The organism is Psychrobium sp. MM17-31 (assembly GCF_022347785.1).
In the GTDB taxonomy this organism is placed as follows: domain Bacteria; phylum Pseudomonadota; class Gammaproteobacteria; order Enterobacterales; family Psychrobiaceae; genus Psychrobium.
In genome coordinates this window covers 442,394-456,811 of the sequence record NZ_JAKRGA010000004.1, presented here as the reverse complement: position 1 = coordinate 456,811, position 14,418 = coordinate 442,394, and the positions used below count along the sequence as shown (strand labels likewise).

At 44.8% G+C, this 14,418-nt stretch carries 13 protein-coding genes and 1 rRNA gene; 1 reads left to right on the top strand and 13 read right to left on the bottom strand.

All coding sequences use genetic code 11. The annotated features are described in order from the left end of the window. The 10 genes from MHM98_RS14710 to xdhA form a co-directional block, all read right to left on the bottom strand. Positions 1-116: ribosomal RNA gene (locus tag MHM98_RS14710) — 16S ribosomal RNA — on the bottom strand; the annotation flags it as partial. A gap of 512 nt (positions 117-628) precedes the next feature. Next, the gene (locus MHM98_RS14705; RefSeq protein WP_239440112.1) at positions 629-1,828 is read right to left on the bottom strand and encodes a urate hydroxylase PuuD; all 1,200 of its coding nucleotides are present in this window, start codon (positions 1,826-1,828) and stop codon (positions 629-631) included. Between the two features lie 94 nt (positions 1,829-1,922). Then, positions 1,923-3,248, bottom strand: a complete 1,326-nt coding sequence (guaD, locus tag MHM98_RS14700) for a guanine deaminase (RefSeq protein ID WP_239440111.1) — start codon at positions 3,246-3,248, stop codon at positions 1,923-1,925. 24 nt (positions 3,249-3,272) lie between these two features. After that, positions 3,273-3,764 carry an ureidoglycolate lyase gene (locus MHM98_RS14695; RefSeq protein ID WP_239440110.1) on the bottom strand — a complete coding sequence of 164 codons (492 nt, stop codon included), beginning with the start codon at positions 3,762-3,764 and terminating at the stop codon, positions 3,273-3,275. Between the two features lie 17 nt (positions 3,765-3,781). Further along, positions 3,782-4,123, bottom strand: coding sequence for a hydroxyisourate hydrolase (gene uraH, locus MHM98_RS14690; protein ID WP_239440109.1), 342 nt, complete (start codon positions 4,121-4,123; stop codon positions 3,782-3,784). Between the two features lie 10 nt (positions 4,124-4,133). After that, a complete protein-coding gene (gene uraD / locus MHM98_RS14685; protein WP_239440108.1) occupies positions 4,134-4,634 on the bottom strand; it encodes a 2-oxo-4-hydroxy-4-carboxy-5-ureidoimidazoline decarboxylase in 501 nt (166 codons plus the stop codon). Positions 4,635-5,173: 539 nt separating this feature from the next. After that, positions 5,174-6,175 carry an allantoicase gene (gene alc / locus MHM98_RS14680; RefSeq protein ID WP_239440107.1) on the bottom strand — a complete coding sequence of 334 codons (1,002 nt, stop codon included), beginning with the start codon at positions 6,173-6,175 and terminating at the stop codon, positions 5,174-5,176. Positions 6,176-6,195: 20 nt separating this feature from the next. Beyond that, on the bottom strand, positions 6,196-7,071 hold the full coding sequence (gene xdhC / locus MHM98_RS14675) for a xanthine dehydrogenase accessory protein XdhC (RefSeq protein WP_239440106.1): 876 nt from the start codon (positions 7,069-7,071) through the stop codon (positions 6,196-6,198). A 171-nt stretch (positions 7,072-7,242) separates the two neighbouring features. Beyond that, a complete protein-coding gene (xdhB, locus tag MHM98_RS14670) occupies positions 7,243-9,576 on the bottom strand; it encodes a xanthine dehydrogenase molybdopterin binding subunit (protein ID WP_239440105.1) in 2,334 nt (777 codons plus the stop codon). Beyond that, on the bottom strand, positions 9,569-11,047 hold the full coding sequence (xdhA, locus tag MHM98_RS14665; protein WP_239440104.1) for a xanthine dehydrogenase small subunit: 1,479 nt from the start codon (positions 11,045-11,047) through the stop codon (positions 9,569-9,571). The genes xdhB and xdhA overlap by 8 nt, the downstream gene beginning before the upstream one ends. A 288-nt stretch (positions 11,048-11,335) precedes the next feature. Here xdhA and MHM98_RS14660 point away from each other — a divergent pair, with 288 nt between their 5' ends. Continuing rightward, entirely contained in the window at positions 11,336-12,091 is a 756-nt protein-coding gene (locus MHM98_RS14660) for a transporter substrate-binding domain-containing protein (protein ID WP_239440103.1), read from the top strand. Here the strand turns inward: MHM98_RS14660 and MHM98_RS14655 are convergent. The 3 genes from MHM98_RS14655 to MHM98_RS14645 are packed head-to-tail and all read right to left on the bottom strand — an operon-like array spanning position 12,081 to position 14,412. Continuing rightward, positions 12,081-12,527: a GNAT family N-acetyltransferase gene (locus MHM98_RS14655; protein ID WP_239440102.1), complete on the bottom strand. Its 447-nt coding sequence runs from the start codon at positions 12,525-12,527 to the stop codon at positions 12,081-12,083. The genes MHM98_RS14660 and MHM98_RS14655 overlap by 11 nt on opposite strands. Next, positions 12,527-13,054 (bottom strand): 2'-5' RNA ligase family protein, encoded by a 528-nt coding sequence (locus MHM98_RS14650; protein WP_239440101.1) that lies wholly within the window; start codon positions 13,052-13,054, stop codon positions 12,527-12,529. The genes MHM98_RS14655 and MHM98_RS14650 overlap by 1 nt, the downstream gene beginning before the upstream one ends. 29 nt (positions 13,055-13,083) lie before the next feature. Then, positions 13,084-14,412, bottom strand: a complete 1,329-nt coding sequence (locus MHM98_RS14645) for a 3-oxoacyl-ACP reductase (protein ID WP_239440100.1) — start codon at positions 14,410-14,412, stop codon at positions 13,084-13,086. Positions 14,413-14,418: the final 6 nt, after the last annotated feature.

The following is a 14,418-nucleotide window of genomic DNA, read 5'->3' as shown; positions in this document are numbered from 1 at the left end:
TCACCCGTCCGCCGCTCGACGCCAGAGTAGCAAGCTACTCTTCGTTTCCGCTCGACTTGCATGTGTTAGGCCTGCCGCCAGCGTTCAATCTGAGCCATGATCAAACTCTTCAATTAAAATTTGATTTAGGTTCTCAATGAATTCTGTCTATTTGCATAGGCATTGTCATTAAGTTCCAAAGTAATAAATTACTTAAGTGATTCTTAACTTCAAATGCCCACACAGTTTATTTGAATACTAATTTTTAAAGAACGTTTATCTCTATCACCACTTGGTGAGAGAACCGCGTTGAAGCCTTTGCTTCTCTGCGTTTCGGGTTGCGCATTTTACGCATTCCCGATTTGAAGTCAACAACTAATTTAAATTTTTATTAAAAATATTTAATCGTTATTTTCTTCGCTGACTTGCTCTTAACTCCTTAGTAGAAGCCGTTGTGCCGTGTCAGTGGATGCGCATTATAGAGATCCAATTTAACTTGGCAAGGGCTTTTTTGATCTTTTTATGAGTTTGATGCTTAAAATGGTTTGAGATCACAAAAAGTTGGCTTTTAAGACGAGAAAATGAGCATATCAGGCAAGGTTAGCTGCTGACATGCTCATTTTTTATAAGGTTGGGTTTAATAATAGTTTTATTTAACGTTAGCGCCTTGAGCGATCCATTGCGCTATATAGCTACGTTCTTCACCCGTCATCTTCGTCTTATTAATAAAGGGCATATCCTTAGCGTCTATTGCACGAGCTTGAATACGTGGTGCCCAGCGTTTCATATCATCTAAGGTATCTAAGATCACACCGCCTTGAGCCACGGTAAAGATTTGATCGGTATTCTTTTTAGAATGACATGCGGTGCAACGTTCGTTAATGATGCTTTTAACCTGTGCTACTTCAATAGTATTTTGCGGTGTTTGCGCGCTTGTCTCTATTTTCTTAGGCGCAATAGCGATCATCAGCGCAACAGTTAATAGCGCAGCGGCTACTAATACCATCTTATTTTCATTACCTTTATGTCTTGCTACGAAGTATTGTCTAATGGCGGCAGTGATAATAAAGATCACCATCAACACAGCCCAATTGTATTGATGATTAAAGATCATAGGATAGTGATTGCTGATCATTATGAAGATCAAAGGCAGTGTTGCATAGGTATTGTGGGTTGAGCGCAATTTAGCTTTGGCTCCCCAGCTAGGATCTACAGGTTCGCCCTTTTCAACACTACTGACCAAGGCGCGTTGCGAGGGCATAATGGTGAAGAACACATTACCTGCCATGATAGTACCGACCACAGCGCCAACGTGCATGAATGCGCCACGTGCGCTAAAGGTTTGTGATAGGACGTAAGAGAGACCACAGATCAGCACCATTAAGATGATGCCAAGAACGACACCGTGCTCACTGAGTTTAGTGCGGCATAGTAAGTCGTAAACTAACCAGCCACCTGCGATACTTGCAAGGCCAATAGTGATAGCCAATGCTGGCGAGATGTCAGATACCGACGGATCGATAAGATAGGTTTCAGCACCGAGATAAAACATCAGTGCTAATAAGACGAAGCCTGTTAGCCAGGTGCTGTAGGCTTCCCATTTAAACCAGTGGAGCAGTTTGGGCATTTGCTCTGGCGCGTGTTTGTATTTGGCGACTTCGTAAAAGCCACCACCGTGAATGGCCCAGAGATCTCCCCCTATGCCTTTGTCACTCTTCCATTGTGGCGGTTTTTCCAGATGATTATCCAGCCACACAAAATAAAAGGATGCACCTATCCATGCTATACCCGTAATCACGTGGGCAAACCTCAATATCAGGTTTAGCCATTCAGTAATATAAGGATCCATTTCCTACTACTCCAATCAATCCTGCACCTGAGTAGTCACCGCGACCCTCATGATGTGAATTGTTATAATTTTTTACCTCTGTTTTATAACGAGGTTAGAGCGCACTCTGCTTGGGAGCATCGCGATCGTGCATTTGCTCTCCCATCACATAAGTGGCTTTAATGGCGCGATCGTCACCTAGTGTTGTCATGACGAACAGACGCTCTAATAAGTCTTTTGACTTGTTCATGCGCACGCGCATTAAATCTGTTGATTGATAATCAAGCACGACAAAATCAGCTTCTTTACCTGCTTCGAAGTTACCGATCTTACTGTCTAAATCTAGTGCTTGTGCCCCGCCAAGGGTGGCGAGGAAAAATGATTTCAGTGCTGTTAGCTTTTCGCCACGCAGCTGTTGAATTTTGTATGCTTCATTGAGTGTTTGCAGCTGTGAAAAGCTAGTGCCGCCCCCAACATCAGTGCCTAGACCCACATCGACGTTATAGGCTTCCGCCTTTTTAAGATTGAATAAGCCGCTACCTAAGAATAAGTTTGACGTTGAGCAGTATGACAGTGACGAGTCAGTATCCGATAAACGTTGGTACTCGCTGTCACACAGATGAATGCCATGAGCAAATACGCTGCGTTTGCTTAGTAAGCCGTGCTTGTCGTAAACATCTAAGTAGTTTTCACACTCTGGGAATAGCTCTTTTACCCACGCACACTCGTTTTCATTTTCACTAAGATGGGTATGCATAAACACATCTGGATATTCTTTGAGTAAATCGCCCGCTTTATGTAGCTGCTCACTAGTGCTGGTTGGCGCAAAGCGCGGCGTTACCGCGTAATGTAAACGGCCTTTACCGTGCCATTTTTCAATGAGTGCTTTTGATTCATCATAACTTGATTGCGCCGTATCCGTTAGATTGTCTGGCGCGTTGCGATCCATCATCACTTTGCCGCAGATCATACGCAGGTTCATTTTTTCTGCGCGCTCGAAAAAGGCATCGACAGATTCTGGATGCACTGTTCCGAAAACTAGCGCCGTAGTGGTACCGTTCTGTAATAGCTGATCTAAGAAAAATTGTGCGCGTGGCAACGCAAAGTCTTTATCCCCAAACTGCGCTTCCGTTGGAAAAGTATAGGTATCTAACCATTCTAATAGCTGCTCGCCATAAGAGCCGATGATTTCAGTTTGCGGAAAGTGAATATGAGTATCAACAAAACCCGGCATTAGAATGCCATTATCATGAACAGTCACTTCAACGTCATCGGCTAAGGTTGGCAAGATATCTTGCGCCTCGCCTAATTGCTCAACCAAGCCGTTCTTAACGACTAAAACACCATCAGCGAAATGTTGATAGCTATTGGTTTCATCTTTTGCCGGATCGCTTAAAAAGTGAAGAATTTCGCCGCGAAAGGCCTTGGTTGTGTTGTTCATTGTGTAACTCATTAAAAACTAAAATTAAAATTCTATTGTGATTTGTTGTGGCTCTTCGATTGTCACTTCGTCACAATTGTTGCCAGCGCCGCAGCGATCGACAACTAAAAAATCACTCACTTCATTGAGGGCTAAACAGAAGTGATGCCAGGTTCCGGTGTGATAATTCACACCCTGATGTGATTGTGCTAAAAAGACTTCGATTTTACGCAGATCTAGCTCACCCTTTGGCGCAACCACCACTAAATAAGGATTGTCACTTAACGGCATAAAGGCCTGCGAGCCCTGAGGATGACGCTCCATCATGCCGATCTTTATCGGCAGCGCCAATGGCGTAGAGCGGAAAATACTAATAATGCCCTGCGCACCATCGCCAATGGTTTCAACCGCCGCCAACTTGTGATGACGGGTGGTGTAACCTTGGTTAATGGCAAAATGCTCATTGTTATCGCTGACCTCAATAACATCACCAAAAGCGGAGAAAGCTTCTTGGGTTAGCGGCTTGGCTTGCATCATCATATTTTCCATCGTGCTTAACTTCCGCGATAGGTTGAATAACCGTAAGCCGTTAATAGCAATGGAATATGGTAATGACTACCGCTGCCATCGACGTTAAACACGATATCAACGTATGGATAGAAACCTTGTTCGTTATTAGCATCGAAATAACTTTGAGTATCAAAGTGCATGCGATAGGTGCCAGCGTCTAACACGACACTATCAGCCAACAAACCGCCGATACGGCCATCGTCATTAGTTACGCCAGTCGACATTTCTTGCCATTCATCACCAACTTTAATGAAGAGTGTAATTGGCACATTCGCCGCTGGTGTGCCGCGCGTAGTATCTAAAATGTGGGTAGTAATTTGACTCATCTTCAATTCCTTATGTCAATTTCGCTAATCGAATATGAAAAATTTTGCGTTGCTCTTCTGCGGCGTTGCGAAGTTCAGTGTCGCGATCGTTGCCAAGTCTCGCTTGTAATAACTCGTTCATCTGCGCTGCGCTCTTACCTGTCGCACACACAATGAAGATAAAACCAAACTTAGCTTCGTAGTCGCTGTTACCTTGCGCTAATTCGTTGATGGTTTGCTCATCGGCTTCACTCATCCCCGACTGCTCACCAGCCGCTAGCTCTTTGGTGTTAGCGTACTTAGCGCGCAAGCTATTAACGTCACCAATTTTCGGGTGACCATCAAAGGCTTCTAAATAATCTTTTTCGTCCAAACCAATCCAGTGCTGGTTTGCTGCCTCATAAAGTTCATCAGCACTGTTGTACGGTCGCGATGCCACCATTTTGCTCACCCAAGTGCTTGAGGTGCAACACTGCATAAATGCATGAGTAGCGTCTTGTTCTGATTGTTTGTTGATGTCTAAATAATTCATATTTTTTCTCGTAATCCTTTCATAAAGCGCACCTTATGACGTGCAATATCTACTGCCCGCTATCTTTCGCCTTAAACTATGGAGCCGTTTTGACGTGTGATTTAGTCCAATCTATCCAAAGAGCAATGTCATTCGCACGCCAGTTACTTTTTTTAGAAAACACGTCCTTGTGTTTTCCCCTTCGGGCAGCCTACGGCTGTTCAAATTGGTTCCAGACCAATTTGTGCGTCGCCACTAGAATATCTGGAATATTCTAGGACTGCGCAGCAGGTCGCGAAGCGATAAGTATCAGGACGATACTTACAACAAAGTAACCAAAAAAGGCGAGCCCCAATTAGTTGTTTATCTATCGCAACCGAATTGTCTTAACGAAACCGATTTTTATCCGCATCCTGCGGAAAAATCTAAAAAATCATCCATGATTTTTTCTTCTAACAATTCAATTACGATAGACAACTAATCAAGGGCACTTGATCGCACTCCATTAGTACATCATGCGTATTTGCACGTCATACAACTACAAAACTCAAAGGAGCTAACTACGCGATACTTCCAAACAACCGCATACGGCTAACACCACCATCAGGGAAGATGTTTAGGCGTACATGGGTAAAGGCTGTTTCGTTATTGCAAATTTCATCGATAAACAAATGTTCGCGATCGGCAAATAGCTTGGTGCGTTCGATAACAGATTGCCATTGTGCTTCACCTGCTAATACAGTTTCATCATCGCTCACACAACCCTCTAGGCTGAACGTGTCAGGGAAGTTACCTTTAAAGTGCGCAGTGTCTATGATGGCTTTTTTAATCACGCCGCGGGTAGCTAACTTAACCACTGACCAGTCAGGGCCTGGATCGCGGCGGCGTTTGGTTTCCCAGCCATCACCCATGTTTACGCCACGTCCCGGCATGATGAGGTTGTTCTTATCGCTAAAGAACATATCTGAACACATCAATGCACGAGCGCCGTTTTTAATGGCGGCTAAATCAATTAGCTCACCTGCCACAAAGTTATTCATATCCAATACTGGATCGCCATAAACGCGGAAACGAGCGATGCCGCCGTCAGGGAACATGGTGATGCGCACATGCGTCCATACCTGATCTGAATCGACTTCAAATAAATTCTGGCTATGAGCATTGGTATCGCTTTGCGCTACAATCACACGCCATTCAGCATTCTCTGGGCTACCTGTGGTATTAGTCGCTTCAACCATAATCGATTGCGGCGCATTACCTTTAAAGTGATTAGTATCGACATCGACACCGCGAATAACACCAGCAACGCCTAAGCGGATCACACACCAATCTTCGTCACGACCGTTGTCACGACCATAGCTACGGCGAGACTCCCAGCCGTCCATCCACTTGCCGCGATCCGTGTATTTATCTTCGATAAACACGCCGCGTCCCGGCTTAATAAGATTTTCCATTTCCGCAAAGAAGTCATCGCTACACGCCAGAGTTTCGCCACCAAGGCGCGCTTGTGCTAAATCGACATAATGCTGTGTGAAATGTTGGTGTAACTGCTGCTGGTTCATGGTGCTTTAATTTCCTTTAATCACTTATTTTCTAATTGTTCTGTCTCGATCTTGCCATCGAGCATTTGCTTGAGTTCATCCCATTGCACCCCTTGCTTGTGAGGTACTGGTGCCAGCTCTTGCTGATACAAGTTAATCACCTGACCAACAATAGACACCGCCACTTCCATCGGTAACTTGCCCGGTACATCACTCAAGCCAACAGGGCAAGTGATGCTAGCTATCTGCTCGTCGGTGAAACCGCGATGACTAAAACGCTGCTTAAAACGCTTCCATTTAGTATCTGAGCCAATCAAGCCGATATATTTAGCGTCACCACGCTTTAAAATGGCGCTGGTAATATCAAAGTCTCGCTGATGATTGTGAGTCAAGATGATGTAATAACTATTCGGCGGCATGCTAGCGACCTCATCACTTGGCACTTCACTAACAATATGATGCGTATTACGCGCCCTGTGCGCTGGAAATAAATCGCTGCGCTCATCCACCCAATGTAAATTAACTGGTAATCCCGCCAGCATTGGCGCAATAGCATGACCAACATGGCCAGCGCCAAACATCATCACATTGATATTGGTATTGATAAAGGTTTCGAACAATACGCTGGTGCTGCCGCCACAACATTGGCCAAGCTTGGCGCTCAATGGAAAATGCTCAATTTTCTGACCACTTTGTCCATCACGAATTAGCTGCTGGGCAATTTGCGTCGCCTTGTGTTCGAGATGACCGCCGCCGATGGTGTCGAAAGTCGCACTATCACTTACCACCATTTTAGTACCACTATCGCGCGGCGCAGAGCCACGCACACCTAATAAGGTCACAAGCACATAGCTTTGTCCTTGTTGTGATAACTGTTGCGCGGCATCGAGCCAGTGGCTGTTTGGGGTCATACTCATGAGACGAATCCCATATTAGTCCGACTATAATCCTGCGACGCAGAGCCACACTCTCTACAACAGCCTCCTAACAAAGTCACAAGTACATAACTTTGTCCTTGCTGTGATAACTGCTGCGCGGCATCGAGCCAGTGGCTGTTTGGGGTCATACTCATGAGATAGTTACCTCAACTAATCCTGCTGCATCTGCATGACAGCATCTAGCACGCGCTCAGGCGTTGCTGGCGTATGCAGCACAGGGCTTTGTTTGTAATCAGATACCGACGAAATCGCATCGCGCAGTGCCGACCACACCGAAATAGCCAACATAAACGGCGGTTCACCTACTGCTTTCGAATTGTAGATAGTCGCCTCGCGATTTGGCTCGTTTTGCAATAATTCAACGTTGAAATGCTCAGGCATATCGGCAATAGCTGGAATCTTGTAGGTGGCAGGGCCATTAGATAATAAGCGGCCTTGCTCATTCCACATCAATTCTTCTGTCGTTAACCAGCCCATACCTTGGACAAAGGCACCTTCGATTTGTCCCAAATCGATAGCAGGGTTAAGTGAATCACCGACATCGTGTAATACATCTACTCGCTCAACCTTATATTCACCCGTTAGCGTATCAATCACTACTTCCGAACAAGACACGCCATTGGCGTAGTAGAAGAATGGACGACCATTGGCTTTTTCACGGTTGTAATGGATCTTCGGCGTTTTGTAGTACCCTGTCGATGACAGTGAAATACGGTTGATATAAGCCAGTTGCACTAACTCAGCAAAGGCCATAGTTTTGTCGCCAATATGCACGAAGTTATCTTTGAAAATAACTTCCTCTTGCGTCACTTCGAAATGCTCGCTGGCAAATTCCACTAAACGGCCGCGAATAGTCTTAGCAGCCGCCTGTGCTGCTTTACCGTTTAAGTCAGTTCCTGATGATGCCGCTGTTGGTGAGGTATTTGGTACCTTATCGGTACGGGTTGCCGTCACCAAAATATTGTCGATATCTACTTGGAATTCTTGTGCAACTACCTGAGCGACTTTGGTATTTAAACCTTGTCCCATTTCGGTACCACCGTGGTTTAACTGAATTGAACCATCGGTGTATAGATGAATCAACGCGCCAGCCTGATTAAGATGTTGTACGGTAAACGAGATACCAAACTTAACAGGTGTTAGGGCGATACCTTTCTTAATAAACTGATTTTCTTTATTAAATTTAGAAATTGCTTCACGACGAGCTTGGTATTCACAATCGTTTTCTAATTTGTCGATCATCATCGGCAAGATATTGTGCTCAACCGTTTGACCATAGTGGGTCACATTGCGCTCATCTTGACCGTAAAGGTTTAGCTTGCGAACTTCTAATGGATCTTTACCGACTTTACGGGCGATGTCATCCATCACACCTTCGATAGAAATCATCCCTTGCGGACCACCAAAACCACGATACGCCGTATGAGACACTGTATTAGTTTTACAGCGATTACCCACCACATTGGCGTGCTCTAAGAAATAGGCGTTATCGCTGTGGAACATCGCGCGATCGACGATAGCGTCTGATAAATCAGGCGAATAACCACAGTTACCGTTAATGGTAAACTCGATACCTTTCACCATGCCTTCGTCATCAAAACCTACGTTGTAAGTATTTTCAAACGGATGACGCTTACCTGTTGCCGTCATATCATCGTGACGGTTAAGGCGCATTTTTACCGCGCGGCCAGTTTTATTAGCAAGCAACGCAGCAATACAGGCCCAAGGTGCAGCTTGCGTTTCTTTACCACCGAAACCACCACCCATGCGGCGCATGTCGATAGTTACTTTGTTAAATGGAATGCCCAAAACTTCCGCGACTAAAATCTGCACTTCCGATGGATGCTGGCTCGATGAATACACCAACATACCGCCCTCTTCCGTTGGCTCAGCCACAGAAATTTGACCTTCTAAATAAAAGTGCTCTTGACCGCCAATTTGCAGTTCGCCAGACAGCTTATTATCACTCTGGCTAATCGCCGTAGCAGCATCGCCACGAGATTGTGTATGGGTTGGGCGTACAAAGTTTTGTTTTGCTAGCGCATCTTTTACCGATAACACCGGCGTTAACTCGTCATATTCGACAACCGCTAACTTAGCCGCTTTTACCGCCGCTTCATGAGAAGTTGCTGCGACCGCAAATAACGCCTGTCCCATGAACTCAACTTTCTCTTCCACCAGCACAGGATCGCCGCCAAATACAGGGCCAATATCCACTTTACCCGGTACGTCACCACTAGTAATAACCGCCACTACGCCAGGATGTGCTTTAACCTTCGATAAATCCATCGACTTAACGATACCATGAGCAATGGTACTCTGACCGATAGCGCCGTGGAGTTGCTCCGAGCGCTCAGGGCGATCATCGATATAAACGGCTTTACCGCTAACGTGTTTATCCGCACTCTCGTGTTTGTGAGAAACACCAACTTTGCCAGCCACCTTGCTCGACTCTTTCGTCGGTAAATCAACTAACTTACGCATATTGCACAACTCCCGTATTAGTTTGTGGCTGAGAAATTTCGATAAAGGCTTTTTGCAATAGGTTTTGCGCTACTGTCATGCGGTAATCTTTCGAGGCGCGCACATCACTCATTGGCGTGAAATCATTGCCAAGCTTAGCTTTCGCCGCATCGATAGTTGCTTGAGTAAACGGCTGACCATTTAACGCTTGCTCACACTGCGCAGCACGGGCTGGAATGCCTGCCATACCGCCAAAGGCCACACGTGCATCTGTGATCACATCATTTTCAATAGTTAGATTAAAGGCAGCTAATACCGCCGAGATATCGTCATCAAAACGCTTAGAAATCTTATACACCTTAAGCTGCTGAGCCTTGCTAGCAGGCTTAGGCACTTCGATACTTTCGATAAACTCGCTGGTTTGTTGTGACGTTACCTTGTAATCAACAAAGTAATCTTGCAGCGGAATTTGACGTACTTCATCGCCACAACGCAGATTTAATTTCGCATCAAGGGCGATGAGTACCGGCGGTGTATCACCAATCGGAGAGGCATTACCGATGTTGCCACCTAAGGTGCCTTGGTTGCGGATTTGCAATGAGCCGATACGCTCGATCATGTCGCCAAACTCAGGATAATGCGCAGCAAGATGCGGGGTAAATTCGCTATATGGCAGTGCAGCACCGATAACAAACTTGTCGTCGTGCTCTTCAAACTTCTGTAGCTCAGGCACATTCCCCACATAAACGATAGTGCCGAGTTTTTTATGCATTTGGGTAATTTCAAGTACGATATCCGTACCACCAGCCACTAAACGCGCCTGTGGATTATCCAGCATAATTTGACTTAGTTGCGACAGACTTAAAGGGCTGAATGCTTGCTCAGCACCTTGTGACAGCTGAGCCATTGCATCTTTAGTTATGCTGTTTAGAGTTGCGATAGTCTGCTCTGCGTTGCGATCAAATTGATCGGCACCATGATTTTTCGCCGCGGCCGCCGCGTCAACAATGGCGCGATATCCGGTACAACGACACAGGTTGCCAGCCAGCGCTTCTAGTGTTTGATGCTTGCTCGGCTCAGGGAAATTCTTATGTAGCGCGAACAACGACATAATAAAGCCCGGCGTACAGAAACCACATTGCGAGCCGTGAAAATCCACCATCGCTTGTTGCACTGGGTGGAGACATTCGCCATCTTGTAAATCTTCGACAGTAATGAGTTGTTTGCCGTGCAGACTTGGCAATAGGCTAATACAGGCATTCAAGCTCTTGTAACGCAACTTGCCAGCAACAGCTTCTGCCACTACTACAGTACAAGCGCCACAGTCACCTGAGGCACAGCCTTCTTTGGTGCCACTCTTGTGCTGATGCTGTCTTAAATATTGTAAAATCGTCGTATTAGGATCGATGCCACTCAACGTCGTCAACGTATCGTTGAGTAAAAACTGGATCTGATTGTTCGCCATTGCTTTGTCGCTCTTATTGTCACTCAATAACGCTAACTCGTTAATAAGTCAGTCTGGTGACATTTATTTGATTAAATTTGACATAAGTGTCAAGTAATTTTAAAGATAGGTGAATTGAGAGGTTGAGTCAATGTTACGAAAAATCGGACCTAGGTCATAACAAAAAACTGTGATATGAATCGATAATTCTGTTTGATCAATATATGCGTTGAATTACCATCCATAAAAGTGGAATGCTTGTCACGGCGAAATTATCACTCCATGATATATTTAGCGCCGATTCACAGGAGGGCAACGACAAACATGAATATTTACATGCGAACTATATATTCAATATCTCTACTGTTTTTCGTCTGTTTTGAAAGCTTCGCTAACGCCCTACCTGAAAACGAAACACTCTGTATTCCTGAGTCACCGCCCTATTCAAGTAGTGAATTACCCTACCATGGTCCCCTCACCGAACTTATTGTTAACTCATTAAAATTATCAAATATTAATGTCACACTTCTCTCGCCACCTTGGGCTAGGATCATGCGTGAAGGAGAAAAGGGAAACTGTATTATCGCTGGTCTATGGCCAACGGAAGAACGAAGAAAAGTATTCTATTTCTCAACAAAACCGGTAATCAAACAGGCATTAGGCATCTATATTGAAAAAGATAAAGAGCTGGCGGATATTCGTAACGGTGTTCTTGCGCTGCAACGCTCTACCTATCTCAGTAAAAACATCTCAACGCAACAATGGAAATACTACAACGTAAAATCAACCGTGCAAGGTGCGCAAATGTTAGCACTATCGCGAGTTGACGCATTATTTGCAGAAATTGGCCGCATGCAATATTTACTCAGTGAAGACAAAGAGTTAGCGCAAAAAATTAAGCTAACATCACCAATAATTGAGTACGTCTACGGTTATGTTGCCGTCTCGAAACAGCATAAAAATGCTAAGAAAATTATCGAGGCAATCGATAATAACGTCGAGTTAGCATTAAACCAACTCCAAAGCGCCGAGGCGCATTATTTAAATCTAAATAATGCGCCCAACGCCGTGACAGGTAACTCTAGCAAGTAACGCGATAATAAACATTATCGCTATCGATATTAAAATCCAGTGACCTATACAACGCTTGAGCACGTGCATTCGTTACTTCAGTTTTTAGCTCGACGCGAATAGCGCCTGATGATTTAGCAAACTCAAGTGCACCGTATATAAGCTCTTTTGCTAGGCCTCGTCCCCGAAAATGACTAGATACGGCGAGATCATTTAGAATCCAAATTGGCTTTAACGCTAATGTCGAATAACTAGGATATAAATTCACAAACCCCATCACTTGTTGCGTCTGTTCATCAATTGCAAGAAACAACTTCGATTGTTGATTAGCAATAATCTGCTCTAAGAATTGCTCCGTTTCACTGCCCTTACTCTCAAACCCGCAAAAGGCCCTATATTCCTCCATGACAGGTACAACAGCATCAATATGGCGTAACTCTGCTAAAACTAACGTCATTATTTTTTAGTGTCCAACAAACTATCCATCCCCTTGCTCACACCAAAGACATCTCGGCTATCGAATCCTAGTGTGACGTGAAAATCTTTAGTTTTTAAACCGTGCGCCTTGCGAACCTGTTGTGCTTTATCGGACGACACTACCACAAAGAAGGTGCGGTCTTTGTCATTCGCTGCCGTACCTAGCCCCTCAAAAGTAAAGCTAATTTCAGGCAAAGTTGCCACATCAATGCTTTTCACATCTGGGTGCTCAAATGGATTAATCAATGTGATGTGAAAATGATTATGATCACGCTTAGCCTGTCCTGCGCGAAATACCTTAAATTTATCTTCACCTAAATGAGCCTGTAATTGCGATAAATAAGGCTTAAGTAGTTTTTTATCAACATCGTAACCAATGTATACCAAGCCTGTACGGTCTTTTAATAATGATGCTTTAAGCGTATGCATGACTTCTCCAGCCATTGTACTCATTGGTGCTATCAACGCCGCAATTAAAACAGCTTTCTTTATTACAGATTGCAACATAAATCTTATTATTTCCTTAGAGAGAAGGGCTAAGCACCCATTAAATTTTGGCCACAAACTCGAATCGTATTGCCGTTGATAGCCTGCGCGTTTGGTGAGGCCAAAAACGCAATAGTGTTAGCAACATCTTGCGGCAAACCACCTTGAGATAATGAACACAAACGACGGCCGAAGTGCCGAGTCATTAGCGGGATTTTAGCGGTCATTTCCGTTTCAATAAAGCCAGGGGCGACGGCGTTGATGGTTATATCAGCATCGTTAACCTGCAGCTGTTGCGCGGTTGCTTCTACTAATCCAATAATCCCCGCCTTTGAAGCAGCATAATTCACTTGCCCGACATTGCCGGCAATACCGCTAATGGATGCGACACAAACAATTTTAGCCTGCGGCGCAAATACCTCATGCTGAAAAAAGTGCTGATTGATATTGGCTACAGCCCCAAGATTAATATCCACAACCGATTGCCATTGCGCTGTAGACATGCGCTTTAACGTTTTATCACGGGTAATTCCCGCGTTGTGAACCACAATATCTAACGGCTTATCCAAGGCTGAAGCCAACTGTTGTGGTGCGTCACTGGCAGTAACATCGAGTAATATAGACTGCCCGCCGAGTTCACTCATATGCTGCTCTAACGCCGCTTTTGCTTGCGGGATATCCAAACCTATAACTTGTGCACCATCAGCCGCTAATGTGCTCGCAATAGCGGCACCGATCCCACGACTCGCGCCGGTGACTAACGCTGTTTTTCCCGCTAACGGCTTATGCCATTGCGATAATTCAAATTCACTAGTAACCTCTCCAGCTGCAATAACTTGCCCGCTGACATAGGTACTTTTATCAGACATTAAAAAGCGCAGCGGTGCGGCAATAGTCTGTTCACTCACCTGTTTGGCATACAGTACATTAGCACTGCAGCCTTTACGCCCCAGTTCTTTAGCAATGGATTTTACAATGCCGACTAGCGCCCGCTGACTCGCCGCCATTTCCACCGACATTGTGGAATCAATTGCAGATCCAATAATCACAATACGGCCATTGGTAATTAATCTACCAAGCTGCTGATTGAAAAACTCATAACAACCAACTAGCTGCTGCGGCGTTGTAATTGTTGTAGCATCAAAGACAAGCCCACCGACTTTGGCTGAACTAGCCTCATCAACCACAGAAATATTGCTTTCAGGAAAACACTGCTGAATTGCTACAAGATTAGTTCTGTCATTGACGAGAATTGACGTCTTAACTAATTCATCACCCTCACTATATCTCGCGAGTTTTGGTGGAACAGTCAACCCCAATATCGAAAATAACGTTTTACCAACTTTACTGTGAGAGAAATTCAAATATCCGTCTTTCACACATGC

What these genes read in the sequence shown, in the direction of transcription:
- MHM98_RS14705 (WP_239440112.1), bottom strand. Translation starts at nt 1,828, where the DNA reads ATGGATCCTTATATTACTGAATGGCTAAACCTGATATTGAGGTTTGCC.
- uraD (WP_239440108.1), bottom strand. Translation starts at nt 4,634, where the DNA reads ATGAATTATTTAGACATCAACAAACAATCAGAACAAGACGCTACTCAT.
- MHM98_RS14655 (WP_239440102.1), bottom strand. Translation starts at nt 12,527, where the DNA reads ATGACGTTAGTTTTAGCAGAGTTACGCCATATTGATGCTGTTGTACCT.
- uraH (WP_239440109.1), bottom strand. Translation starts at nt 4,123, where the DNA reads ATGAGTCAAATTACTACCCACATTTTAGATACTACGCGCGGCACACCA.
- guaD (WP_239440111.1), bottom strand. Translation starts at nt 3,248, where the DNA reads ATGAACAACACAACCAAGGCCTTTCGCGGCGAAATTCTTCACTTTTTA.
- MHM98_RS14695 (WP_239440110.1), bottom strand. Translation starts at nt 3,764, where the DNA reads ATGATGCAAGCCAAGCCGCTAACCCAAGAAGCTTTCTCCGCTTTTGGT.
- MHM98_RS14660 (WP_239440103.1), top strand. Translation starts at nt 11,336, where the DNA reads ATGCGAACTATATATTCAATATCTCTACTGTTTTTCGTCTGTTTTGAA.
- alc (WP_239440107.1), bottom strand. Translation starts at nt 6,175, where the DNA reads ATGAACCAGCAGCAGTTACACCAACATTTCACACAGCATTATGTCGAT.
- MHM98_RS14650 (WP_239440101.1), bottom strand. Translation starts at nt 13,054, where the DNA reads ATGTTGCAATCTGTAATAAAGAAAGCTGTTTTAATTGCGGCGTTGATA.
- xdhC (WP_239440106.1), bottom strand. Translation starts at nt 7,071, where the DNA reads ATGAGTATGACCCCAAACAGCCACTGGCTCGATGCCGCGCAACAGTTA.
- xdhB (WP_239440105.1), bottom strand. Translation starts at nt 9,576, where the DNA reads ATGCGTAAGTTAGTTGATTTACCGACGAAAGAGTCGAGCAAGGTGGCT.